We start from the raw sequence: 24,044 nt of genomic DNA, 5'->3' as shown, positions 1-24,044 counted from the left end.
GATAGTCCCGCGTGGTCACCCCGGCCGCGTCCTTCGCGACGATGAAGACGCTGACGCCCGTCGCGTCGCGCTGACCGCCAGAGGTGCGCGCGGTGACGATCAGATGGGTGGCGTAGGGCGCGCCGATGACCACCGCCTTGTGGCCGTTCAGCACATAGCCGGCGCCGTCGTTTTGCTTCGCCGTGGTCTTCAGGTCGGCCAGGTTGTAGCGGCCCTGCGGCTCGGCATAGGCGAACGCGAAGATCGCCTCGCCGGCGATGATCTGGCCGATCAGCGCCTCGGCGCCGGCGTGGCCGGAGTGCTTCAGGAAGCCGCCGGCGATCACCACGGTGCCCAGATAGGGCTCGACGACCAGCGCCTTGCCCATCTCCTCCATGACGATCATGTTCTCCACCGGCCCGCCGCCGAGGCCGCCCAGCTCCTCGGAGAACGGCGCGCCCAGGATGCCCAGCTCCTCAGCGAACGCCTTCCAGATCGCCGGGCTCCAGCCGGGCTCCTTGGCCAGCGCCGCGCGCCGCTGATCGAAGGAATAATGATCGGCCAGATAGCTGGCGACCGTGTCGCGCAGCATCGACTGTTCTTCGGTGAAGCTGAAATCCATCAGACGGGCCTATTCTGCATGTTCCCCTCCCCCTTGCGGGGAGGGGTTAGGGGTGGGGGTGTCAGCTCTGACTCTGGCCAGGATCATCCGAACCACGCCCGAGGTATCCGACACCGCTTGTTCGTTGAGGAACCGCATAACCCGGTAACCTCGTCCTGTCAGCCAAAGGTCACGCTCGGCATCGCGCGCGGCGACCTGCGGCAGGTTGTGGATGCCGCCATCGAGTTCGACGATCAGGCGATGCTGATGGCAGACAGAGTCCACGATGTAGGAGCCGAATGGAGCCTGCCGCCGAAAGTGGAGGTCAGTCTGGCGCAACGCCTTCCAAAGGCGTTTCTCAGCGTAGGTCGGCTCGCGCCTCATCCGCTTCGCGCTGGCATCCGCGCGGTCAGACTTGTGCAAGGCTCCTGGCGTTCGCGCTGACACCCCCACCCCCGACCCCTCCCCGCAAGAGGGAGGGGAGTCCTCCAGGATTGCCGAAATCACAGCCCCAGAACCATCTTGGCGATGATGTTGCGCTGGATCTCGTTGGAGCCGCCGAAGATCGAGGTCTTGCGGCCGTTGAACATGTCGCCGGCCACATCGACGGCATAGTCCGGGCCGACCTGGGCGTTGTGGCCGAGGTCGCGCAGGAACGGCGCGCCATAGTGGCCGGCGGCCTCCAGCACCAGTTCCTGCAGGCGCTGCTTGATCTCGGTGCCCTTGATCTTCAGGATCGAGCTTTCCGGGCCCGGCCCCTTGCCGCTGGACTCGCCGGCCAGCGTGCGCAGCTCGGTGAACTCCAGCGCCGTCAGGTCGATCTCCAGCTCGGCCACCTTGCGGCGGAAGAAAGCGTCGCCCAGCAGCGCGCCGCCGGCGTCGGACCGCTCGGTCCTGGCCATGGAGCGCAGCTTTTCCAGACCCCGCTTGGAACGCGCGATGCCGGCGATCCCCGACCGCTCGTGGGCCAGCAGCGCCTTGGCGCAGGTCCAGCCCTGGTTCTCATGGAAGATGCGATTTTCGACCGGCACCTTCACATTGTCGAGGAACACGTCGTTGACCTCGTGGCCGCCCTCCAGCGTGATGATCGGCCGGACGCTGATCCCCGGGCTCTTCATGTCGATCAACAGGAACGAGATGCCGGCCTGCGGCTTGGCGTCGGGGTCGGTGCGCACCAGGAAGAAGCCCCAGTCGGCGTGCTGGGCGAGCGTCGTCCAGGTCTTCTGGCCGTTGACGATATAGTATTCGCGGCCGTCGTCGGCGGTGATCCGCTCGGCCTTGCACTTCAGGCTGGCGAGGTCGGAGCCCGCGCCGGGTTCGGAGTAGCCCTGGCACCACCAGACATCGCCGTTGTAGATGCCCGGCAGGAACTTGGCCTTCTGCTCCTCGGTGCCGAAAGTATAGACGACGGGCGCCAGCATGGCGATGCCGAAGGGCAGGATGCCCTGGGTGTCGGCCAGCGCCTGTTCCTCGGACCAGATGTATTTCTGCGTCGGCGTCCAGCCCGTGCCGCCGAACTGCGTCGGCCAGGACGGGGCCACCCAGCCTTTCTTGGCCAGCACCTTGTGCCACGACAGCATGTCGTCCTTGGTCAGGGGCTCACCGCTATCCTGCTTGGCGCGAAGGGCGGCGGGATAGTTGTCCTTGATGAACGCGCGGACCTCGGCGCGGAAGGCGGTCTCTTCAGGCGTGAAGTCGAGGTTCATGCGCGTCTCCCTGGGCCGGTCGTTTACAGCGTATCGCAGTTTGCCGGAACCCTATGACAGGCGCGCGATGTTGGGAAGATGACGTTTACGTAAACGGAAGTCATCGAAGGCTCCCATCGCCGCCTTTGGCGTGAACCGATTGGAGGGCTTCGTCGTTGCGTTAGCCTTGCCCCCGTCCCGGAAACCGAGCACCCCTCCCTCCCATGCCCCGCATCGTCACCTACAATGTCCATCGCTGCGTCGGGGCGGACCGGCGGCTGGACGTGGGAAGGGTGGCCGCGGTGCTGGCGGACCTGCGGCCCGACATCGTCGCCCTGCAGGAACTCGACGTCGGGCGCCGGCGGTCCGGCCACGTGGACCAGGCCCATGAGATCGCGCGCCGGCTGGACATGGCCTGCCATTTCCACGCCGCGCTCACCGTCGAGGAGGAACGCTACGGCGACGCCATCCTCTCCCGTTTTCCCGAACGCCTGGTCAAGGCCGCCGCCCTGCCCGGCTACGACCGCATCCGCGCGCTGGAGCCGCGCGGCGCGCTGTGGGTCGAGGTGGAGATCGCCGGAGCGCCGGTGCAGGTGATCAACACCCACCTGGGCCTGGTGCCGCGCGAGCAGCAGATCCAGGCCGCCTGCCTGGCCGGCCACGCCTGGCTGGAACATCCCCAGTGCCGGGGGCCGCGGATCCTGCTTGGCGACTTCAACGCCACCGCCACCTCGGTGGTCTACCGCACCCTTGTGGCGCCGCTGGCGGCGGCGCGGCGGTTGTCGGCAAAGAGATCCCCGACCTCGACCTTTCCGGCGGCTTTCCCGCTGCTGCGCATCGACCATCTGTTCGTCAGCCCGGAGATCTCGGTCACCGACGTCTTCGCCCCCTTCTCGCCCCAGACCCGCGCCGCCTCCGACCACCTGCCCCTGGTGATGGACTTCGAGCTGGCGTGAGGGCCAAAGGGTCAATCAGAGCATTGACTACATTGATATGACCGTCATCACCCGGCTTGTCCGGGTGATGACGATCCCAGGAACCGATCGCGTCATCACCCTACGCCGTCGGCTCCCCCGTCGGCGGCGCCACGGCCAGCAGGTCCAGTTTCCGCACTGCCTCATAGAGCCGTTCGCGGCGGCGGCCGGGGTTCCAGGAGTCCCTGGGGTCCTGCGGGTCGCCCAGGTGATACTTGGCCACCAGTTCGCCGAAGGCGGTGATCACCGGCGGCTCGATCGGCCGCAGCCGGCCCTCGCGATTGAGGGCGTCGATGGCGCCGACCAGACCCCCGTGATCGGCGCGGGCCTTGGCCACCGCATCGCCGGTGCAGCCCATGAAGTGGCCGACCAGCCGGTCGCGGAAGGCGGTGATGGCCAGCCGGCCCGTCTCGTCGTCGGTCTCCACCGCCAGCTCGCACTCGGTGTCGAACCCGCCAGAGCGGTTGTTGAGGTTGGCCGAGCCGACGCGCGCCAGCCGGTCATCGAAGACGCTGGTCTTGGAGTGGACGATCACCGTGGTTCCGCCGGCGGTCGCCGGCCAGAACGCGCGGAACCGCCCGAAGATGTCGGCCGCGCGCAGCCGCCAGATCATCGCGCCGCGGGCCCGGTCCATGGTCAGCTGGTCGAACCAGCTGGGCGCCTGGCCGGTGGAGATCAGCACCACCTGCGGCCCATCGGGCTCGGCCAGCCGCGCGGCCAGGGCCTCGGTGATCAGCGGCGAGGTGAAATACTGGTTCTCCAGATAGATCGTCTCCTTGGCCGACGCGATCGAGGCCAGCGTCAGCTTGCGGATTTCGTCCGCCTCGGCCTGGCGCTTCCACGCCGGTACCGTGCGGGCGATACCGACCTCGACGTCTGTCAGGGCGGCGGGAACGTGCGCCGGCCAGGGATCGCCCCCGGCGTCGGGCGGTGGGGCCAGGATCTCTCCGGTGGCGCACCGCCAGCGTTCGCGCGCCAGGTCGCCAAGGGCGGCGGCCGCCGGGCCATTGACCATCATCACCACCTCGTGGCGCGGGGCATGGTGGGCCTGATCGGGCATGATGCGGCGAGGCTCGTGATCGCGATGGCCGGCGGTGTCCCAGCGGTCGACGCCGATGTCGCCGCCGCCGCAGAAGGCCAGCCGGTCGTCGATCACCAGAACCTTCTGATGATGACAGGCCCCGAACGGCACCTGGTCGTCGAGCCGGAAATGGACGGGCGTTCCCTTGAACCAGTGGCGCGCCCGGTGCGGGAAGAACTCCTGCTGGGCGGAGATCGGAAACGCCGACCGCCAGATCAGCAGCCGGACGTCCAGCTCGGGCCGGGCGCGGGCCAGCGCCACCAGGATGCGCCCCACCTCGTCGGGATCGTCGGGTCCGTCATGGCCGTCCGGAAACAGCCGGGTGCGCGGGTCAAACCCCCAGCCCAGCAGCAGGATCGACCGGCGCGCGTGAGTGATGGCGGCGAACACGGCGGAAAAATACGCCTCGGTGTCGATCAGGAAGGCCGCGCGGTCGGCGTGCGCTGTGCGCCAGCAGGTTTCGCCGGGTGTGAGAACCGATGTCACAGCTTCCAAGTCCTTGGCAGTCTTCCGGGCCTGTTTGCCCGGCCGCTCACCCCTCTCCAAAGCCGAATAGCAAAGGTTGAGTTCCCGGGTCGGCGCACGGCCACAGCATAAAATCCCAGCTCGCCGCGGCAAGCCACAGGCGACCTGAGCTCGCGCCGCCGCGGCGTCCAAGCGGCTGGCGCCGCGCGCCGGCGTCACCTACGCTGCGGCGCGATGGATGACACCCCCCCTTCCCGGCCCGACGGCCCCCCGCCGCCGATCAAGACGCCCTGCATCCAGGTCTGCGTGATCGATGGCGAGACGGGGCTGTGCATGGGCTGCTATCGCCAGCTGTCGGAGGTCGCCGGCTGGTCGCGCCTCACCGACACCGACCGGGCCCGGATCATGACCGAGCTGCCGGACCGCCGCGCCCGCATCCGCCCCGAAAAGCTGGCGATGTTCAGCTGAACTGAGCCCTTCCCAGTCAGGTTGCCTCAACCCGAGGGGAGGAGAAGGGCTCCAGATATAGCGACGACCCTGTTCTTTCCCGGATGACTTGATCCGGGTCAGCCGGGACAGGGTCTAGCGGCGTTCACGCCTTGCAAACCCGCGAGCCGCTATCATGGGGCCAACGAAAGGCTCACGGGCCGTGGGATGAGGCGCCGCCAGGGTGTCGAACGCTTGGAAATTCGTGATGGTGGCGGCGGTGGCGGGGGTCTCGGCCCTGGTCAGCGCCCAGGCCGTGGCCCTGCTGGGTCCGCGCGAACCGCAGCTTCGCGCGGCGCGCGCCGAGGCCAGCCTGCCGATGACCGACCCCGCGCCGTCACGCGGGGGCGCCGGCGCCAGTATCCCCAAGGCCGGCGACGGCCACTATTGGGCCGAGGGCGAGGTCAACGGCTCGCCGGTCCGCTTCCTGGTGGACACCGGAGCGACCGCCGTGGCTCTGACCCCGGACGACGCGCGCAGGCTGGGTTTCAACCTGGGCCAGCTGACCTATGCCTATCGCGTGGTCACCGCCGGCGGCCACACCCGCGCCGCGGCCGTCAAGCTGGCCTCAGTGACCGTAGCCGGGGCCCGGCTCGACGATGTGGACGCCCTGGTGATCGAGAAGGGTCTCGACACCTCGCTGCTGGGCATGACCTATCTAGGCCGCCTCGCCAGCTTCCACGCGACCCGCCAGGCGCTGACTCTGCGCCCCTGACACTGCGGCCAGGGCGGCGTCGACGACCTCCAGGCCCGCGCCCGGCTTCACGCTCTCGACGGTCAGGATCCGCCGCCAGGTCCGCGCCCCGGGCGTCCCGTGAAACAGGCCTAGCATGTGCCGGGTCATGGCCGCCAGGTGGGTCCCCGCGGCCAGCTCGCGCGCGATATAGGGCCGGTATCTGCTCACGGCCTGGGCCGCGCTCAACGTCTCGGCCTCGCCGAACAGCCGGGCGTCAACCTCGCCCAGCAGGCCCGGCGTATGATAGGCTGCGCGCCCCAGCATCACCCCGTCCACATGCGCCAGGTGCGCCTGCGCCGCCTTCAGCGAGGCGATCCCGCCGTTGATCACGATCGTCAGGCCCGGCCGCTCGCGCTTCAGGCGGTAGACCAGGGGATAATCGAGCGGCGGCACGTCGCGGTTCTCCTTGGGCGACAGCCCCTTCAGGTGCGCCTTGCGCGCATGGACCACGAAATGCCGGACCCCGACGGCGGCGCAGGCGTCCACCAGCGCAAACAGGCTCTCGTGCGGATCCTGGTCATCGACGCCGATCCGGCATTTGACCGTCACCGGGACCGTCACGGCCGCGGCCATCGCCGCCATGCCCCGGGCCACCAGCTCCGGCTCCAGCATCAGGCAGGCGCCGAAGCGGCCGGACTGCACCCGGTCCGACGGACAGCCGACGTTGAGGTTGATCTCGTCATAGCCTTGCGCCTCGCCGATCCGCGCCGCGGCGGCCAGGTCCGCCGGGTCCGATCCGCCGAGCTGCAGGGCCACGGGATGCTCCACCGGATCGAACGCCAGCAGCCGCGCGCGGTCACCGTGCAGGATCGCGCCGGTGGTCAGCATCTCGGTGTAGAGCATCGCCCGCGACGTCAGCGCCCGATGCAGAACCCGACAGTGCCGGTCCGTCCAGTCCATCATCGGGGCCACGGACAGTCTATGTATCTGATTTATTGTAGTCGTTACCATTTAGATCAGTGCGCTCTCGGCTCGGCGGCTGCAATTTCGTACGCAATCGCACGCCCCCACTCGCAACGTGCCGACAATTCTGTGCACCCATAGGTGACCTCGATCCGCAAACATATCTCCGGAGCATGGCGCGTCCAGGTTCCCCGCAGGGGACGGACGTTGAGCGAGACCTTCGTCTGCTACGCCGACGCCGAGAGTACGCCAACGCCAAGCGATGGGGCGCCGAGGCCGAGCGCCATGAAAATGAGCCGCCGCAACGCGAACCGCCCGCCGGATCCGGAACTCCGGACCGACGGCGCGCTCGGCTCCCTTTGCACGAGGCTAGAAGATCAGCACGCGGTCGGCGGCGGCCGTGGCTTCGGCGAGGGCGTCCATAGTGCTGCGCTGGGCGCCGGCGACCAGTTCGCCATCGGCCAGCGCGCGCGCGGCCATGCAGCTTCCGCAGGCCAGGACACGACCCTTGGCCAGCACGACGCGGACCAGCATGTGCTCGAGGTTGTAGTAGCCCTGCGGCGTTTTCTGCCCAGCCTTGGCGGCGAGGATCGCGTCGCCCATCAGGAAGACAGTGACCTCCGCCCGCGCGTCGGCCTTCAGCAAAGCCAGCGTCAGGCTCAGGCCGTTGTAGGTCCGCTCGCCGCCATAGGGCGCGTCATTGAGAATGGCGAGGAGGCGCATGGTGGCCCTTTGCCAGCCCTGGCCGGTGGTGGCCCATGTCGCCGCACAGGACCTGGTCGGCCTTGGCCTTCTGGTCCGCTGTCAGGGCGTCATAGAGCGGGGAGACGGCCGTCCTGACCTTGCGCAGGGCCTCCAGGTGCGCGGTCATCATAGTCTCGTGCCGTTCCAGCCGCTCCGGCAGAGGCCCGGTCATGGTCATCATGCCGGCCCCTGGCGCAGGGGGGTGGCCAGACCCATGCATCATGTTCATGTCGCGCCGCATGGCCTCGGCGCTGGATTTTTCCGCCTCCACGAAGGTGTTCCACTGCGACGACTGCGCATCGGTGATCTTGAGATCAGCCTTGGCCGCGGCGAGGCGCGCGTCGGAGAGGCCCACGCACATCATTGCCCCCATTCCCATCGCGTCATGGCCCATCATGCCGGGCTCCATCATGCCGTGATCCATCATGCCGTGATCCATCTTGGCATGACCGGCCATCGCATCCGCCTGCGCGGACTTGGGCGGATCGGCGGCGTAGGCGGCGGACCCGAGGCCCATCGCGGTGGCGAGGAGCAGAGACGCTAGGGCAATACGCATGGCTCGATCCTTCGGGTGATTCGTCACCCGCAGACTGGGCCGACCGTCCGACGCCGCCATGATCCAAATCAATCGTGCAGGGCCGGCACGCCGCTCATCGGCGAGGGGACTTTTGCGACGCCGCAGGCTTCGCCGAGATCCACCGTGAGCAGGGCGCTCTCAGTGTCGGCGCGCCGCCCGACGGTCAGCCCGAAGCCGGCGAAGAACAGCGGGAACAACCCAGCTCATCCCGTCGTCGAGGTTGTTCACCAGGCCCGCCTGTGACACGGCGAAGGGGTTGCGGTCGCCGAAGGCTGTGCGCCAGGTAGCAGGGTGCGTTTTCGGTCATCACCCTAGAGACGGTGACGCGGTGGCCGGGGGGCGTCGAAGCGGCCGAGCTTCTTGATGTCGAGGTGGAACACTCGCCGCGGCGCTCGCGCACGTAGCGGACCACCGCTGCCGGCGCAGCGCGAGGATCTGCGCCACCGCCTCGGACGGCGTCGGCCAGGGCACCGAACTCAGATTAACAGACTACAAATATTCTCTGTCATCCCGGCCGTAAGCCTGCGCACGCAGGCTGAAGCGCCGGGACCCAGAGTCCCCACACAGGCCGTTCTGGGTCCCGGCGCGGCCTTTCAGGCCGGCCCGGATGTCAGAATTTATGGGTGTGCCTGACAAATTAAACCCAGTTCGTTGCCCTGCGGCGTCGGCTGATCGTGCTTGCGAAACCGCGAGGAGCGGTCGGAAAATCCCGCCGGGCCTTCCGGCTCGAAGCGTTTCACCCATCTTCCGACGGTCTCGGCGCTGAACGGGTAACAGGCCTTCCCGAGGGCACGGCGATCCGGGGACAGTAGCGCATTGCAAGCTCCGCGGATCGCGACGGCGCCGCCTAAAAATCCCGGGAATCCGCTATCGGTCTATGTGAAGAAGGGCGTTCAAGCGGTAGGCGGCGACGACCGCGGCCCCACGGGTGGCGATCACGCCGCTCTGAGCCGCCAGAGCCTCGCGCTCGGCATCGAGCAGGTCGAGGGTCGGCTTCTGGCCGACACGCACTTCGTGGCGCACGCTGTCGAGCGCGGTCGCGGCCGCGGTTGCCTGATCGGCGGCGACGACAACGAGGGCGCGGGAGGTTTCGACATCTTCCCAGGCGCCGATCACCGCCTCGCGCACCTCGGCGCGCGCCGCGTCCAGTCCTGACTGCGCTCCGCGGGCGCCGGCCCGGGCCTCATCGACGCGACCGTTGATCGCGCCGCCGGCAAAGAGGGTCCAGCGACCTTGGACGCCCACCGTGACGTCGTCGGCGCGATAGCCGGGGAAGAATTGGTCGCGCGAGGTGCTGGCGGTCGCGGTCAGGGCCAGGCTGGGCAGCCGTTCAGCCTGGGCGAAGCGCACGCCGGCGGCGGCGGCGCGCGCCGCGGCCTCGGCGGACAGGAGCGCGGGGCTGGACCGAAGGGCGACGGCAACGGCCTCTTCCAAGGACGCCGGCGTCGGCGGCGGCGCGGGCAGCGGCTCCAGCGCCTGCGGCTCAGAGCCGACGACGGACATGAAATGCGCGCGGCTGCGCGCACTGTCGCCGGTGGCGCGGGTCAAGCCCGCGCGGGCTTCCGCCAGGCGCGCCTGGGCCTGGGCAAGCTCGGTCCGGGCCACCTCGCCGGCCTTGAAGCGCAATTCCGCCTGGCGCGCGATCTCTTCCATCTGTCGCACCTGGGCCTCGTTGAGCGTCAGGATGCCCTTGGCGCTCAGGACGGCGACATAGGTTTCGGCCGCCAGCGCCGCGAGCCGCGACTTGGCGCCTCCGGCCTGGGCCAGGGCCGCGTCGCGGCCCTCCCGGGCGCGGTCGATGGCGGCGGTGACCGCGCCGCCGGTGAACAGCGGCTGGCGCAGCTCCAACACCACGGCGCGCGGGGAGACGTGGCTCTTCCCGAACCCGAAGAAACCGCCCAGAGCGGTGGTCCCCGAGCCCGACTGCCCCGTGAGCGCGAGCGTCGGCAGGCGCCCGGCCCGCGCCTGCGCCAACCTCGCCTCGGCTGCGTCGGCCTGCGCCTTTGCTTGCGCAAGCCCCGGATTGCCGTGCTGCGCCAATGCGATCGCTTCCGGCAGCGAGAGGGCTTGCGCCCCCCGCGCCGTAGCAAGGGCGAGCGATAGGCTCAGCGCCAGTATCGCGCGGCGCGGGGTCAACGGAAGGCGGGGCCCGGCTTGAACCCCAGCTTCTTGAAGACCATCGCCGCGGGGCAGAAGCCGGTGAAGGCGGACTGGATCATGTTGAGGCCTGCGAGCACCGCCAGCCCGATCCACCAGACGTTCACATAGTGCGCCAGCGCCACGCTCAGCAGGATCACGAAGCCGGCGAAGATGAAAACCACACGGTCGACCGTCATGATCAACCTCCCGATTGGGCCCGGGCTTGCGCCGGAGCCAGGGCCTGGCGCGTCCAGGCGACGATCTGGTCGGCGCTCATCGCGCCGGCGGTGCGGGCGATGGCCCGGCCGTCCCTGAAGAGCAGCAGGGCGGGGATACCGGAGACGCCGAGCTCGCCGGCGGCCTGCGGCTCGGCCTCCGAATTCAGCTTCAGCAGCCGGACATCAGGCTGCAGCCTGGCGGCAGCGGCGGCGAACTGAGGGGCCATGGCGCGGCAGGGTCCGCACCATGGGGCCCAGACGTCCACCAGCACCGCCGCGCCCTTGGTGGAAGCGCGATGGGCGCCCAGGGCCTTGGCGTTCACCTCCACAGGGTGGGCGGAGAACAGCGGCTCGCCGCAGCGACCGCATTTGGCCGCCAGCGGATCCTTGTCATCGGGCGTGCGATTGGCGGCGCCACAGGCGGGGCAGATGAACTGGCGCATCGGACGCCCCTCAGCCCTTGAGCTTTCGCAGGCCCATCACATCCAGGGCGAGCTTTTCGTAAAAGGGTTCGCTCTCGCCGCGCCTGATCTTACCCAGGAAGTATTTCTCGAAGGCGACCTTGGCGAGGTGGACCCACTTGCCCTCGGCCGACCAGTTGACGTTGCGCGGCGGGATCTGCGGCTGGGCGACGAAGGCCACGCCGCCATCCCCGAAGTCAGCCAGGCAGAAGGCATTCCAGGTCGCCTCGTTGGTGGTCGGTTGGCCCTCGATGATCTGGCCCAGGTTCTTGGCTATGGCGGTGACCATGCTTTCGATCATGAAGCCGGTCTTGGGCACGCCCACCGGCACCGGCGTCTTTCCCGTCGGCGCGATGGCCACGCAGACGCCCAGCGCGAAGACGTTGGGGAAGGTCGGATTGCGCTGGTGCTTGTCCACGACGATGAAGCCGCGCGGATTGGTCAGGCCTTCGATCCCGAGAACGGCGCCGACCCCCCGGAAGGCCGGCAGCATCATCGAATAGGCGAACGCCAGGTCGTGGGCGGCCTTCACTGAACCGTCGTCGGCGATCTCCTCGATATGCATCATGCCGGCCTCGACCGAGGCCACCTTGGCGTTGGTCACCCACTTGATGTGCCGATTGCGCATTTCGCTCTCGAGAAGGCCCTTGGTATCGCCCACGCCGTCGAGGCCGAGGTGGCCGATGTAGGGCTCGGAGGTGACGAAGGTCATCGGCACGCGGTCGCGGATCTTCCGGCGCTTCAAGTCGGTGTCCAGGAGCATGGCGAATTCGTAGGCGGGCCCAAAACAGGACGCCCCCTGCACGGCCCCGACCACGATGGGGCCCGGGGTTTCGACAAAACGGTCGAACGCCTCGGCGGCCATCTCGGCGTGGTCGACATGGCAGACCGATTGGGTGAAGCCGCCGTGCGGACCCAGGCCGGGAATTTCATCAAAGGCCAGCTCCGGCCCGGTGGCGATAATCAGGTAGTCGTAGTCGACAACCTGACCGTCATTCAGCTCGACCCGGTTCTCTGCCGGCGAGACACGCTTGGCGCCGACGCCGGAAAATCCGATTCCCCGCTTCTTGAAGACCGGCGGCAGATCGACCTCGATTGCGCCGCGCTTGCGCCAATGGACCGCGACCCATGGGTTGGACGGCACAAAATGGAAGGTGTCGCCCAGCGACACGACGCTGACCGCAGCGCGATCCCCGACGGCGAGCTTGACCTCGAAGGCGGCGATCGCGCCGCCCAGTCCGGCGCCCAGTATGACGATCTTGGTCTTGGCCACGCTCAGTCTCCTCCGACGGCTTCATCGTGCGCGGAGCTTCTGCCCAATCCGCCCCATCCGCTTTGACCTCGATCACGGCGGGGCGCGGCAGCGGTCCCTAGGGTGATGGTCGATGCTGGTTGACTAAATATGTATATCTACGCATATACGCAACTATAAACTTGTTAAATCTCCCCTGATCTCGGCTTGCTCGTCACGCGCGGGCTCAGGCCACACCTCTCTCCAGGAGCCCGTCGATGTCCGGCGCCCGCAAGACCCAGGACCTCACCGCCCACGAACTGAGGGCCGGCCTCGCTGCCTCCGAGATCCTGCTGATCGACGTGCGCGAACCGGACGAATTCGCCCTTGAGCGAATTCCAGGCGCGGTAAACGTCCCGCTTTCGACCTTCAGTTCCGATGCGCTCCCCGAGGCCGGCGGCAAGCGCGTCGTGTTCCATTGTGCTGGCGGCAAGCGCTCCGCCTCAGCCGTTGACCGCTGCGGCGCGGCCGAGCCGGGCCCCGATGCGCAGCTGGCTGGCGGAATTGCCGCCTGGAAAGCCGCCGGCCTGCCGACGGATCGCGGCGTTTAGCCAGTTGCCTCGGGACCAACAGGAAGGGCGAACCATGGCATCATGGCCATATCTGATCGGCGCGCTGGGCGGCGTTCTGCTCCTGGGCGCCTGCGGTGAGGCCAAACAGGCTGCGCCGGGCCCCGCGATGGCGCCGGCCATCGGACGGCTGATCGTGCGCGCGCAGGTCGTCGCCGACATGAAGCCCGTCCCGGCGACCCTGAGCACGCGTGACATGGCTGACGCCCGAGCGCGCATCTCTGGCGTGCTCGTGACCCTGGCGGTCAAGGCGGGCGACATCGTCGGCCGGGGCCAATTGGTCGCCCGGGTGAAGGATGACCGGCTCGCCCTGCAGACCGGCGCCTTCGACGCCCAGGTCACCGCCGCCGCGGCCGAAGCCACCCGCGCCCAGGCCGATCTGGCCCGAACCCGCGATCTCTTCTCACACGGCGTCTACGCCCAGGCCCGGCTCGACCAGGTCGAGGCGCAGGCCAAGTCCGCCGGCGCCGCCCTCGCGGCGGCTCGCGCGCAGCGCGGCGCCAGCGCCGAACTGGGTGCGCAGGGCGCGATCCTCGCGCCCGCCGCCGGGCGAGTGCTCGTGGCCGATGTTCCGGTCGGCTCGGTGGTCATGCCGGGGCAGTCGATCGCCAGGATCACCGCCGGCCCGATCGTCGTTCGCATCGAACTGCCCGAGGGACAGGCTCGCGCGCTCAGGGTCGGCGACCTCGTCCAGCTGGCGGCGGAGGACCTGCGCGGCGTCGCCACCCAAGGGACCATCACCCAGGTCTATCCTTCGGTCACCGGCGGGCAGGTGACCGCCGACGTAAGCGCAGCGGGCCTGCCGCAGGACCTGATCGGCCAGCGCGTTCGTGCGCGAATCAAGGTGGGCGAACGCTTGGCGCTGATCGTGCCGCGGACCTATATCGCGACCCGGTTCGGGGTCGACTACGCCCGTCTCGTCCGCGCCGACGGTACAGTGTCGGAGACGCCGGTCCAGACCACCGCCGGGCCTTCGGCAGCCGCCGTCGAAGTCCTTTCCGGCCTGAGGACCGGCGACGTACTGACCCCGGCCAGGGCGGCCAAGTGAACCTCGGCCTCTCCGGACGGCTGACCCGCGCGACCATCCGCTCGCCGCTGACGCCGCTCTTCCTGCTGGCCGCCATCGCCGTCGGGCTGCTGGCGCTGGTGTCGATCCCGCGCGAGGAAGAGCCGCAGATCAGCGTGCCCATGGTCGACATCATGGTGGCTGCGCCGGGCCTGCGGGCGGCGGACGCGGTCGAGCTGGTCGGCAAGCCGCTGGAAACGATCGTCAAGAGCTTGGCTGGCGTCGAGCACGTCTACACCTTCGCCGACGACAACCAGGTCATGGTCACCGCCCGATTCAATGTCGGGACCGATCCTGACACCGCGGCCGTACGCATCCACGAGAAGATCCGCGCCAACTACGATCGCATCCCGGCAGGTATTCCAGAGCCGCTGATCCAGACCCGCGGCATCAATGACGTCCCAAGCCTGGTCCTGACCCTGTCGCCCAAGCCCGGCGCCGCCGGCCAATGGACGGACCAGGCGCTCTTCGAGCTGGCCGGCAAGCTACGGACCGAAGTCGCCAAGGTCGACAATGTCGGCCTGACCTTCATCGTCGGCGGCCGGCCGCAGGAGATCCGCGTCGAGCCCGATCCGGCGCGGCTGGCGCAGCACGGGGTGTCGCTGGGCGCCCTGATGGACACCATCCGTCAGGCCAACCGGGCGTTCCCGGCTGGACAGGTTCGTAACGGCGGCCAGGCCGTCGATGTCACGGCCGGACGCACCCTCGCCAACGCCACCCAGATCGGCCTTCTCGCCCTGCCCTCCACCAAGGGCGAGACCGTCTACGTCCGCGACGTCGCCCAGGTCCTCGAGGCGCCGCGCGAGGATCAGGCGCGCGCCTGGCGCTACGCCCGGGTGGGGCAGGGCTGGAGCGAGGCGCCGGCGGTCAGCCTGGCCATCGCCAAGCGCAAGGGCGCCAACGCCGTCGTCGTTTCCCAGGCCGTCCTGGCCCGGGTCGAGGCGCTGAAGGGCACGCTCCTCCCGGACAGTCTTAGCGTTGCCGTGACCCGCGACTATGGCGCGACCGCCAACGACAAAGCCAACGAGCTCTTGTTCCACCTCGGGCTGGCGACGCTCTCCATCGTCGTGCTGATCGGCTTCGCGATCGGCTGGCGTGAGGCGGCTGTCACCGCCGTGGTCATCCCGACCACGATCCTCTTGACACTCTTCGCCTCGAATCTTCTTGGCTACACGATTAACCGGGTCAGCCTGTTCGCCCTGATCTTCTCGATTGGCATCCTCGTCGACGACGCCATCGTCATGATCGAAAACATCGCCCGGCATTGGGCGATGGCCGACGACCGAAGCCGGGTCGATGCGGCGATCGACGCCGTGGCCGAGGTCGGCAATCCGACCGTGGTCGCCACCCTGACCGTGGTCACCGCCCTGCTGCCGATGCTGTTCGTCTCCGGTCTGATGGGTCCCTACATGGCGCCGATCCCGGTCAACGCCTCAGCGGCCATGGTGTTCTCCTTTTTCGTCGCCGTGGTCATCGCGCCCTGGCTGATGGTGCGTTTCGCCCGCAAGACGCTGGCCGTCGGTCATGGTCACCATGGCGAAGGCAAGCTTGGCGCGCTCTATCGCACGGTCGCCGGCCGGGTGATCGCCACCCGCCGGAGTGCTTGGACCTTTCTGATCGGGGTCGGCCTCGCCACCCTGGTCGCCTGCGCCATGTTCGCAACCAAGACTGTGACGGTGAAGCTCCTGCCCTTCGACAATAAGTCGGAACTGCAGGTGGTGTTGGACATGCCCGAGGGGACCTCCTTGGAGGCGACGCAGCGCGCGCTAGCCGACGCCGCCGCGATCACCAAGACCTTGCCGGAGGTTGTCGCCGTCGACGCCTATGCCGGCACGGCCTCGCCGTTCAACTTCAATGGCCTCGTCCGCCACTACTATCTGCGCAACAAGCCGGAGATGGGCGATCTGTCAGTGGCCCTGGCCGAGAAGGGCGAGCGACATCGCGCCAGCCACGCCATCGCGCTCGATCTGCGCCAGAAGCTCGCCAAGGTCGCCCTGCCGACCGGCGCAGCGATCAAGGTGGTCGAGGCGCCGCCCGGACCGCCGGTGATGGCGACCCTCCTGGCCGAGGTCTATGGGCCCGACGCCCAGACTCGACGCGCCGTCGCTGAGCGGGTGAAGGCGACCTTCCATTCGGTGCCCTACATCGTCGACATCGACGACAGCTACGGTCAGCCGCGCCCAGGCCTGCGGCTGGTCCCCGACCGCGACCGGCTCGAAGCCCTGAAGGTCAGCGACCGCGACGTCTATGATTCGGTCGCCGCCGCCCTGGGAGGGCAGGTGGTCGGCTACGCTCATCGCGGCGAAGGTCGCGACCCTCTGGAGATCTCGGTGCGCCTGCCGCAATCGGCGCGCAGCTGGGGCGAAGGGTTGGCCGCCGTGCCGGTAGCTGTGTCGCAAGGCGCGGGTGGCGGTCGGCTGGTATCGCTGGGCGAGGTCGCCACGGCCTCCAGCGAACCCGGCTCCACCCACATCTTCCGCCGCGACGGCCGCGACGTGGACATGATCATGGGCGAGCTCGCCGGGGCCTATGAGGCCCCCATCTACGGCATGATGGCCGTCGACAAGGCCATCCGCCAGGGCGACTGGAAGACTGTCCCCAAGCCCGAAATCCGCATGCATGGCCAACCGGACGACGAGAGCCGTCCGACCGTGCTGTGGGACGGCGAGTGGGAGATCACCTGGGTAACCTTCCGCGACATGGGCGCCGCCTTCGGTGTCGCCATCCTGGGCATCTATGTCCTGGTCGTCGCCCAGTTCAAAAGCTTCCGCCTTCCGCTAGTGATCCTGACCCCGATCCCGCTGACCTTGGTCGGGATCGTCATCGGCCACATCCTGTTCCGGGCGCCATTCACCGCCACGTCGATGATCGGCTTCATCGCGCTCGCCGGCATCATCGTGCGAAACTCGATCCTGCTGGTGGACTTCATCCGCCACAGCCAGACCGAGGGGCGGCCTTTGCGCGAGGTCCTGCTGGAGGCCGGCGCGATCCGCTTCAAGCCGATCGTGCTCACGGCCGCGGCGGCCATGATCGGCGCCGCCGTGATCCTCTCGGACCCGATCTTCCAGGGCCTGGCGATCTCGCTGCTGTTCGGCTTGGCGTCGTCGACACTCCTGACCGTGTTGGTCATCCCCGCGATCTACATCGTGCTGCGCGACGATGGCCGCCCGGCAATTCGCGACGCTTGATGCTGCGTGCGTACATTCTACAATAAGCACATGAAGGTTGCCGGCCGCGAGATCTCCAGCGACGTATCGGAGCTTGAGGACTGCGCGCAACCGGCCGCGCGTCTCCTCAAACTCTTGGCAAGCGAACAGCGCCTCTTGCTGCTTTGCCGTCTCATCGAAGGCGAGACGTCGGTGGGAATCCTGGCCGAACACGCGAGGCTCGCCCCATCAACGACCTCGCAACACCTGGCCAAAATGCGAGCCGAAGGCTTGGTGGCGACGCGACGCGAAGGCCAAACCATCTACTACCGCTTGGACGATCCCGCCGTCGTGCGGATCCTGGCGACGCTGCGGGACATCTACCGGGCCAAATAGCCGCAATATCGGCGCGAACCTTGGATGGGGTCGTGTCCCGGGTGGTGATGTTGCCGGGCGGTAGCGGCGCCGCTCGCGAAGCGCGCCGTTCACGGCCGCTATGCCGCGGCTTGGCGGGCTACAGCGGGGTGGATCAACAGAGATTGGGGGAACGAAAGCGAAGGAGAACACGAACGTTCGTGGGCAATCGGCGCGGGCGGATCGACGGCGGGGTCATGGGGGCGTTCCGACTGACTCCGGGTCACCGTCCGCCGTCGGTCCATGGCGGCCCCGCTTCAGGCGGCCCGGCTCTGGCGCAGGGGGGCGCGGCGCCTGCCCGGCCGGGTCCGTGCGGGGATTTCGAACGTCACCCGCAGGCCGCAACCCTCGGTTCCTGCTTCGGCGAAGATCCGGCCCCCGTGCAACTGGATGATGCTGCGCGAGATGGTGAGCCCCAGCCCTGAGCCGCGATCGCTGCTGGACGGCGCGCCGAACCGCACGAATCTCTCGAAGATGCGCTCGCGCTGGTCGCCGGTCAGGCCGGGCCCCTCGTCCTCGATGCTGACCCGCCACAAGCCCGCGCCAAGGGTCGAGGTCATGACGATCCTGCCGGCGCGCGGCGAGGCGTTGATGGCGTTGGTCACCACATTCAGCAGCACCTGGCGAATCCACTTCTCCTCGAACGCCACCTCATCACAGCCCGCATGGCTGTAGGTGAACCGGCGGCCCGAGTGCTCAGCCAGCGCCACGGCGTCCTGGGCGAAAACGTCGAGGAATTTCCCGGGGTCGTCATAGGCGAGTTTCAGTCCGATCGCCTTGGCCTCGGCGCGCGACAGGAACAGGAGTTCATCGATGATCTGGTTGAGCCGCGCCAGTTCCTCGATCTGCACCACCACCGCCTCGATCTGCACCGGCGACAGGTCTCCGTCCCGCAGCATCTTCTCCGCGTGCAGGCGAATGAGCGACAGGGGGGTCTTCAGCTCGTGCGAGGCCTCGTCGGAGAAGCGGCGGACCTGGTCGAAAGCCGACTCCAGCCGGTCGAAGGTCTGGTTCAACAGCCGCGCGAGGTCGGAAATCTCGTCGGAGACGTCGGACACCGGAATGCGCTCGGAGAGGTTGTCGGAACCGATGCGGTTGGCGGTCTCGCGGATCAGCCGGACGGGCCGCAGGATCAGGCGCGACAGGCCAAGACCGATGGCCAGGCTGACCACCAGCATGGCGGCCAGAAGCGCCAAGCAGACATCGGTATATTCCCGCATGCCGTCGCGGATGGATCGCGAGGAGGTGGCGATGGCGACATCGAACGGGGGCAGCAGGAACTCGTCGGCGCGGACCTCGCCAGCGCCGGGCATGGTGGCGCTGTAGGCCCGCTTGCCCTTCACGTCGGGGATGTGGCGGCCCTTCAGGTTCCGTGAGTTGAACCTCACATCGCTATTGGGGATTTCGATGGATATGTAGAACAGCACTGAGCCGGACTCGCTCACGTCGCGCAGCCGATCGTCCATGATCTTCGAATTCAGCGTCTTGTAGTCAGGGCCGAGGTGGGCCTTGAGCTGGCGGAATTCCGCCTCGTTGAGCTGGTCCAGGCCGTGCGTCAGCCGGCTCTCCAGCAACTGGTAGCCGACCAGGAAGAGGATCGCCAGGGTGACGGTCGACGCCAGGGCGTACCAGAACGTCAGCCGGACCCCGATCGACCTCATCATCGTCATAGCATCTGGTAGCCGATGCCGCGCACGGTCTTGAAGACCGGACGGCCCAGGGCTCCTTCCATCTTGGCGCGCAGCCGGCTCATGTAGACGTCGAGCAGGTTCGTATCGACGTCATAGTGCGAGGACCAGATCTTCTCGGAGATCAGGGTGCGGGTGAGGACCCGCCCGCCATTCTGCATGAAGATTTCGAGCAGGGCGTACTCGCGCCCGGTCAGGTCGATGGCCCCGTCGTTGACGTGGACCGTATGGCCCAGAAGGTCGAGCCGGATGCCGTTGCGCTCCAGCAGGCTCTGTTTGACGACCGATTGGCGCCGCAGCAGGGCCCGCATCTTGGCCAGCAGTTCCTCGACGCTGAACGGCTTGGGGAGGTAGTCGTCCGCGCCGACGTCGAGTCCCTTGATGCGGTCTTCGAGGCTGTCGCGCGCCGACAGGATCAGCACCGGCTCGGTGAACCCGCTGGCGCGCCACTCGCGCACCAGGTCGAGGCCGTCGCCGTCGGGCAGATTGAGGTCGAGCACCACCAGGTCGTACTTGGTCTCGACCAGCGCGTTGGCCGCCTCGGCGCAGGTCTGCACCCAGTTGGCTGTGTGGGCGTGTTCCGACAGCGCCTGGCGCAGGAAGATTCCCAGGCGCGCTTCGTCTTCGACGATAAGAACTTTCATGCGCGCGACACCGCCGGATCCCGAACGGACCGAAGGCAAGTATCCACGCCTCCCGGACCTCCTACAACAGCGCCGCGACTACCTGAACAAGCATTCAGAATGACGATAGGGAACATTCAGGTTCGACGCCTAGCTGTGGGCCGTCGGAAGTCCCGCCCCGTCGACGGCGGGCCTGGGGGCCTTCGATCAAAAGAAGATCACCTGGGGAGGTCCACCATGCGCCACACGTGGCTCGGCGTCGTTCTGGCGGTCGCACTCTGCGCGCCGGCGACGGGTCAGGCGGCGGCCGCCTACCGGCTGCAATCGTCCGTCACCCTGAAGGGCGCGGCGCCGGGGTGGGACTACCTCACCTACGACGCGGACCGCGGCTACCTGTTCCTCGGGCGGCGCAAGGATGGCGTCACCGTCGTTGACAGCGCGTCGGGCCAGGTGGTGGGCAAGGTCGAGAATTCCGAAGGCGCCAACGTCGCGGCGCTGGCGCCGGAACTCGGGCGGGGCTTCACCGCCAACGGCGACGGCAGCACCACGATCTTCGACCTCAAGACCCTGAAGGCGGTCGAGCGGGTCAAGCTGGGCGTGGCGGCCGACGCCGCGTTCTTCGATCCGGCGACCCGCCAGGTGGTCTTTACCCTCGGCGACAGCAAGGAACTGGTGTTCGTCGATGGCGTCAGCGGCCGAATCTCGGCGCGGCTGCCGATGCCCGCGGAAGAGCTCGAAGGCCTGGTGATCGCCGGCGACGGCACCCTCTTTGTCAATGAGCGCGACCTCAACAAACTGGCCCATGTCGACCTGCGGACCCATCGCCTGCTGGCGGAATGGTCCCTGCCTGGCTGCGAAATGCCGACCGGCCTGGCCATGGATCCCGCCGCGCGGCGACTGTTTGTCGGGTGCAAGGGAGATCACCCGGTGCTCGCCGTGGTGGACGCGGTCACGGGCAAGGTTGTCGCCACCCCCGAGATCGGTCGCGGCAACGACGGCGTGGTGTTTGACGCGCGGACGAAGCGGGTCTTCACCGCCAACGGAGTCGACGCCAACATCGTGATCTTCGACCAGCTATCGGCCGACGTCTATCGCCTGGCGATGGCCATCACCACCCGGCCGATCGCCCGCACCCTGGCCCTGGATCCGGTGACCGGCCGGGTGTTCACGATGACGGCGGAAGGCATGGTCGATCCGTCCCGGCCGGTGAACCGGCGCGCGGGAGCCTTCTATCCGAACCGCTTCTTCGACGACACCTTCACCCTGCTGACCTACGCGCCGCAATAGCCGGCGCGCCCATCAAGACCGCCGGCGCCGCCGGCGGGTCTGCCGCGGAAGGAAACGCTAAGAGATGTCCCAGGCACCCCCGGCGGACGCGCCACCCCTGGCCCAGGCGGCGCCCGACGCGCCCCCCGCCGGCCTGCGGCTGTGGTGGAGCCTCATGGACTTCCGCATCGGCATCGTGCCGCTGCCCGTGCTTGTGGTCATCGCCGGGGTGGCGGCCGTGTTCGTGCGCGCCGGCGAGGTGCCCGCCGACATCTTGATGAGCATCGCGGTGCTCGCCGCGGGCGGCTTTCTCTGCGCCGAGGTGGGCCGGCGGACGCCGCTGCTGCGCCACCTGGGTCTTGCCGCGATCCTGGCGACCTTCGCGCCGTCGTTCCTGGTCTATGTCCACGCCTTGCCGAAACCCCTTGTGAAGTCGATCACCACCTTCACCGACAGCTCCAACTTCCTCTACCTGTTCATCGCCGCGATCATCGTCGGCTCGATTCTGGGCATGGACCGGCGGATGCTGATCGCCGGCTTCGCGAAGATCTTCATTCCGCTCATCCTCGGGTCGGTGGCGGCCTTTGGGGTCGGCTGCAGCGTCGGCGTCGCGCTCGGCCTGGGGTTCAAACATACGCTGTTCAAGATCGTTGTGCCGATCATGGCCGGCGGGGTCGGCGAGGGCGCCGTCCCGCTGTCGGTGGGCTATGCGCAGTTTTCCCACCAGCCGCAGGGCGGCCTGTTCGCGGAGGTCCTGCCCATCGTCATGCTGGGCAGCCTGACAGCCATCGTCCTGGCCGGAGCCCTGAACTTCGTCGGCAAGCGGTTCCCCAGCCTGACCGGCGAAGGGCGCCTGCAGCCCGGCGAGCAGGACGTTCCGCTGGAGGCGGAGGCGCAGGCGGAGGCGCACGCCAACAGCGACCCCCAGACGATCGGCGCGGCGCTGCTGATGATCGTGACCCTCTACCTCCTGGGCGCCGTGGCCCAGAAGCTCTGGCAATGGCCGGGACCGGTGGTGATGCTGGGCCTGGCGGTGGCCATGAAGCTCGCCCGGGTCGCGTCACCGGCGCTTGAGCGGGGCGCCTATGCGACCTATCGCTTCTTCTCGGCCTGCGTCACCTATCCGCTGCTGTTCGCCATCGGCGTCGCCAAGACGCCCTGGGCAAAGCTCATCTCGGCGTTCAATCTTCCCACCCTGGTGACCATCGTCGCGACCGTCGTGACCCTGATGGGGACGGGCTTCCTGGTCGCCCGGTTCGTGCGCATCTATCCGATCGAGGCGGCCATCGTGAACGCCACGCACTCCGGCCAGGGCGGAACCGGCGACGTGGCGATCCTGACCGCGGCGAACCGCATGCAGCTGATGCCCTTCGCGCAGATCGCGACGCGGATCGGCGGGGCGATCACCGTCACCATCGCCCTCATCGCCTACGCTCATTTTGGAGGCTGAACGGCGCGGGCGCCGGTCTATGCTGGCCTGCCTGCGTTGAGGTGAGGAGGACCCCATGACCGCGGCGCTCCCGATCCCCGCCGAGCGGCTGCTGGCGTTCTCATCGGCCGTCTGCGAAGCCGCCGGGATGGCGCCGGACGACGCCCGCCTCACCGCCGACACGCTGGTGCAGGCCGACCTGTGGGGGCACCAGTCGCACGGCGTCATGCGCCTGCCCGGGTATGTCGCGCGCCTGAAGTCGGGCGTGGTCAACCCCGTCGCCAGACTCCAGACCCTCGTGGACGCCGGCGCGGTCGGGGTGATCGACGGGGGTGACGGCATGGGCCAGGTGGTGGCGGCGGCGGCGGCGCGCGACGCCATTCGCCGGGCCCGGGCCCACGGCATTGGCGCGGTGGCGGTGCGCAACTCCAACCACTTCGGGACCGCCATGTACTTCACGCTGATGGCGCCGCCTCAGGGGTGCATCATGTTTCTGTCGACCAACGCCAGTCCGGCGATGGCGCCCTGGGGCGGACGGGAGAAAATGGTCGGCGCCAATCCCTGGTCCTGGGCGAGCCCGGCCGGCCGCCATCCGCCCATGGTGCTGGACATCGCCAACACCGGCGTGGCGCGCGGCAAGATCCATCTGGCCGCGCGGCGGCGGGAGCGGATTCCGCGCGGCTGGGCGATCGACGAGGACGGCGAGCCGACGGACGATCCGATGGCGGCCCTGGCCGGCAACATCCTGCCCATGGGCGACCACAAGGGCTATGGCATCGCGGTGATCATGGACGTGCTCAGCGGTGTCCTCACCGGCAGCGCCTTCGGGGACGCGGTCGCCGGACCCTTTCAGGCTGAAAGGCGCAGCGGCGCGGGGCACCTGCTGATCGCGCTCAACATCGAGGCCTTTGAGCCCCTGCCCCTGTTCAACAGCCGCATCGAGGCCCTCATCGCCGGCCTGAAATCGGCGAAGCTGTCCAAGGGCTTCGACGAGGTGCTCTACCCCGGCGAGCTTGAGGCCCGGCGCGCCGCGCGCCACCTTGCGGAAGGCCTCGCCCTGCCCGACCAGACGGTCGGCGAGCTGGACGATCTCGCCCGCGACCTGGGGATCGCCGCCCTGCGGGCGGGGTGAGCCGTGGGTATATTACTAATTACGGTGACAGTTGCAACAACCCCTAAATCACACTGTCCGGCTTCGGCTTGGGCCCGCGCTTGCCGGGCGCAAGGGTCATCCCCGTCCGCGCCTCCATCGCCGCGATCCAGGCCGGCGTCCCCACCGGCCGGCCGATCAGCTCGGCCTTGCGCAGCGGGCCATAGGCCGCCGCCTCGTCGAAATCCTGGTCCAGGAACGCCGCGAAGTCGCCCACCCGCTCAAGCGCCGGCTCGACCGTGACCACCCCGTCGCTGCGGCCGGCGATGTGCGCGGCCGTGCTCGACCAGCGCCAGTCCTGCGCCCGCGCCACAAGCCGCGCCCGCACCGGGTTCAGCGCCACATAGCGCAGC

Annotated in this window: 24 protein-coding genes and 1 pseudogene; 10 read left to right on the top strand and 15 right to left on the bottom strand. The window is 68.4% G+C overall.

Translation table 11 applies throughout. The annotated features are described in order from the left end of the window. The 3 genes from RMN86_RS06200 to RMN86_RS06190 all read right to left on the bottom strand — a co-directional run. On the bottom strand, positions 1–601 hold a 601-nt coding region (locus RMN86_RS06200; protein ID WP_309604962.1), incomplete at its 3' end, for an acyl-CoA dehydrogenase family protein. Positions 602–610: 9 nt separating this feature from the next. Beyond that, the gene (locus RMN86_RS06195; protein WP_309604961.1) at positions 611–1,003 is read right to left on the bottom strand and encodes a DUF559 domain-containing protein; all 393 of its coding nucleotides are present in this window, start codon (positions 1,001–1,003) and stop codon (positions 611–613) included. An 80-nt stretch (positions 1,004–1,083) separates the two neighbouring features. Further along, positions 1,084–2,286 carry an acyl-CoA dehydrogenase family protein gene (locus RMN86_RS06190; RefSeq protein ID WP_309604960.1) on the bottom strand — a complete coding sequence of 401 codons (1,203 nt, stop codon included), beginning with the start codon at positions 2,284–2,286 and terminating at the stop codon, positions 1,084–1,086. Positions 2,287–2,489: 203 nt separating this feature from the next. On the opposite strand from RMN86_RS06190, the gene RMN86_RS06185 reads away from it, so the two are divergent. Further along, positions 2,490–3,221, top strand: coding sequence for an endonuclease/exonuclease/phosphatase family protein (locus RMN86_RS06185; protein ID WP_309604959.1), 732 nt, complete (start codon positions 2,490–2,492; stop codon positions 3,219–3,221). Between the two features lie 100 nt (positions 3,222–3,321). Here the strand turns inward: RMN86_RS06185 and RMN86_RS06180 are convergent, their stop codons facing one another. Continuing rightward, entirely contained in the window at positions 3,322–4,806 is a 1,485-nt protein-coding gene (locus tag RMN86_RS06180) for a phospholipase D-like domain-containing protein (RefSeq protein ID WP_309604958.1), read from the bottom strand. A 213-nt stretch (positions 4,807–5,019) separates the two neighbouring features. Between RMN86_RS06180 and RMN86_RS06175 the strand changes: the two genes are divergently transcribed. Together RMN86_RS06175 and RMN86_RS06170 are read left to right on the top strand one after the other, a co-directional pair. Continuing rightward, positions 5,020–5,253, top strand: a complete 234-nt coding sequence (locus RMN86_RS06175; protein ID WP_309604957.1) for a DUF1289 domain-containing protein — start codon at positions 5,020–5,022, stop codon at positions 5,251–5,253. Positions 5,254–5,455: 202 nt separating this feature from the next. Continuing rightward, positions 5,456–5,986, top strand: coding sequence for a TIGR02281 family clan AA aspartic protease (locus RMN86_RS06170; RefSeq protein WP_309604956.1), 531 nt, complete (start codon positions 5,456–5,458; stop codon positions 5,984–5,986). On the opposite strand, the gene dusA is transcribed toward RMN86_RS06170, so the two are convergent. From dusA to RMN86_RS06125, 8 genes are all read right to left on the bottom strand, one after another. Continuing rightward, on the bottom strand, positions 5,930–6,958 hold the full coding sequence (gene dusA, locus RMN86_RS06165) for a tRNA dihydrouridine(20/20a) synthase DusA (RefSeq protein ID WP_309604955.1): 1,029 nt from the start codon (positions 6,956–6,958) through the stop codon (positions 5,930–5,932). The two genes, RMN86_RS06170 and dusA, sit on opposite strands and share 57 nt — an antisense overlap. A gap of 321 nt (positions 6,959–7,279) precedes the next feature. After that, a complete protein-coding gene (locus tag RMN86_RS06160) occupies positions 7,280–7,633 on the bottom strand; it encodes a DsrE family protein (protein WP_309604954.1) in 354 nt (117 codons plus the stop codon). Then, the gene (locus RMN86_RS06155) at positions 7,608–8,210 is read right to left on the bottom strand and encodes a Spy/CpxP family protein refolding chaperone (RefSeq protein ID WP_309604953.1); all 603 of its coding nucleotides are present in this window, start codon (positions 8,208–8,210) and stop codon (positions 7,608–7,610) included. The genes RMN86_RS06160 and RMN86_RS06155 overlap by 26 nt, the downstream gene beginning before the upstream one ends. Before the next feature lie 68 nt (positions 8,211–8,278). Next, positions 8,279–8,428 (bottom strand): hypothetical protein, encoded by a 150-nt coding sequence (locus RMN86_RS06150; RefSeq protein ID WP_309604952.1) that lies wholly within the window; start codon positions 8,426–8,428, stop codon positions 8,279–8,281. Positions 8,429–9,098: 670 nt separating this feature from the next. After that, positions 9,099–10,367, bottom strand: coding sequence for a TolC family outer membrane protein (locus RMN86_RS06140; protein WP_309604951.1), 1,269 nt, complete (start codon positions 10,365–10,367; stop codon positions 9,099–9,101). Continuing rightward, positions 10,364–10,567 carry a DUF2892 domain-containing protein gene (locus RMN86_RS06135; RefSeq protein ID WP_309604950.1) on the bottom strand — a complete coding sequence of 68 codons (204 nt, stop codon included), beginning with the start codon at positions 10,565–10,567 and terminating at the stop codon, positions 10,364–10,366. The genes RMN86_RS06140 and RMN86_RS06135 overlap by 4 nt, the downstream gene beginning before the upstream one ends. Before the next feature lie 2 nt (positions 10,568–10,569). Then, positions 10,570–11,031, bottom strand: a complete 462-nt coding sequence (locus RMN86_RS06130) for a thioredoxin domain-containing protein (protein ID WP_309604949.1) — start codon at positions 11,029–11,031, stop codon at positions 10,570–10,572. A gap of 10 nt (positions 11,032–11,041) precedes the next feature. After that, the gene (locus RMN86_RS06125; RefSeq protein WP_309604948.1) at positions 11,042–12,322 is read right to left on the bottom strand and encodes an FAD-dependent oxidoreductase; all 1,281 of its coding nucleotides are present in this window, start codon (positions 12,320–12,322) and stop codon (positions 11,042–11,044) included. A gap of 236 nt (positions 12,323–12,558) precedes the next feature. Between RMN86_RS06125 and RMN86_RS06120 the strand changes: the two genes are divergently transcribed. The 4 genes from RMN86_RS06120 to RMN86_RS06105 are packed head-to-tail and all read left to right on the top strand — an operon-like array spanning position 12,559 to position 17,517. Continuing rightward, positions 12,559–12,891 (top strand): rhodanese-like domain-containing protein, encoded by a 333-nt coding sequence (locus tag RMN86_RS06120; RefSeq protein ID WP_309604947.1) that lies wholly within the window; start codon positions 12,559–12,561, stop codon positions 12,889–12,891. 34 nt (positions 12,892–12,925) lie between these two features. Then, positions 12,926–13,957 carry an efflux RND transporter periplasmic adaptor subunit gene (locus RMN86_RS06115; protein WP_309604946.1) on the top strand — a complete coding sequence of 344 codons (1,032 nt, stop codon included), beginning with the start codon at positions 12,926–12,928 and terminating at the stop codon, positions 13,955–13,957. Then, entirely contained in the window at positions 13,954–17,163 is a 3,210-nt protein-coding gene (locus RMN86_RS06110; protein ID WP_309604945.1) for an efflux RND transporter permease subunit, read from the top strand. The genes RMN86_RS06115 and RMN86_RS06110 overlap by 4 nt, the downstream gene beginning before the upstream one ends. A gap of 30 nt (positions 17,164–17,193) precedes the next feature. Beyond that, the gene (locus RMN86_RS06105) at positions 17,194–17,517 is read left to right on the top strand and encodes a metalloregulator ArsR/SmtB family transcription factor (protein ID WP_309604944.1); all 324 of its coding nucleotides are present in this window, start codon (positions 17,194–17,196) and stop codon (positions 17,515–17,517) included. A 275-nt stretch (positions 17,518–17,792) separates the two neighbouring features. On the opposite strand, the gene RMN86_RS06100 is transcribed toward RMN86_RS06105, so the two are convergent. Both RMN86_RS06100 and RMN86_RS06095 read right to left on the bottom strand, forming a co-directional pair. After that, positions 17,793–19,199, bottom strand: a complete 1,407-nt coding sequence (locus tag RMN86_RS06100; RefSeq protein ID WP_309604943.1) for a HAMP domain-containing sensor histidine kinase — start codon at positions 19,197–19,199, stop codon at positions 17,793–17,795. 2 nt (positions 19,200–19,201) lie between these two features. Next, a complete protein-coding gene (locus tag RMN86_RS06095) occupies positions 19,202–19,867 on the bottom strand; it encodes a response regulator transcription factor (protein WP_309604942.1) in 666 nt (221 codons plus the stop codon). 216 nt (positions 19,868–20,083) lie between these two features. On the opposite strand from RMN86_RS06095, the gene RMN86_RS06090 reads away from it, so the two are divergent. From RMN86_RS06090 to RMN86_RS06080, 3 genes are all read left to right on the top strand, one after another. Next, positions 20,084–21,133, top strand: a complete 1,050-nt coding sequence (locus RMN86_RS06090) for a hypothetical protein (protein ID WP_309604941.1) — start codon at positions 20,084–20,086, stop codon at positions 21,131–21,133. Between the two features lie 64 nt (positions 21,134–21,197). After that, positions 21,198–22,562 carry a 2-hydroxycarboxylate transporter family protein gene (locus RMN86_RS06085; protein WP_309604940.1) on the top strand — a complete coding sequence of 455 codons (1,365 nt, stop codon included), beginning with the start codon at positions 21,198–21,200 and terminating at the stop codon, positions 22,560–22,562. Positions 22,563–22,617: 55 nt separating this feature from the next. Continuing rightward, on the top strand, positions 22,618–23,673 hold the full coding sequence (locus RMN86_RS06080; RefSeq protein WP_309604939.1) for an Ldh family oxidoreductase: 1,056 nt from the start codon (positions 22,618–22,620) through the stop codon (positions 23,671–23,673). A gap of 43 nt (positions 23,674–23,716) precedes the next feature. Here RMN86_RS06080 and RMN86_RS06075 read toward each other — a convergent pair. Continuing rightward, positions 23,717–24,044: pseudogene (locus tag RMN86_RS06075) on the bottom strand (transposase); the annotation flags it as partial.

It is taken from the genome of Phenylobacterium sp. (assembly GCF_031360265.1).
Taxonomy (GTDB): Bacteria; Pseudomonadota; Alphaproteobacteria; order Caulobacterales; family Caulobacteraceae; genus Phenylobacterium.
This window is presented reverse-complemented; position numbering and strand designations above follow the sequence as displayed.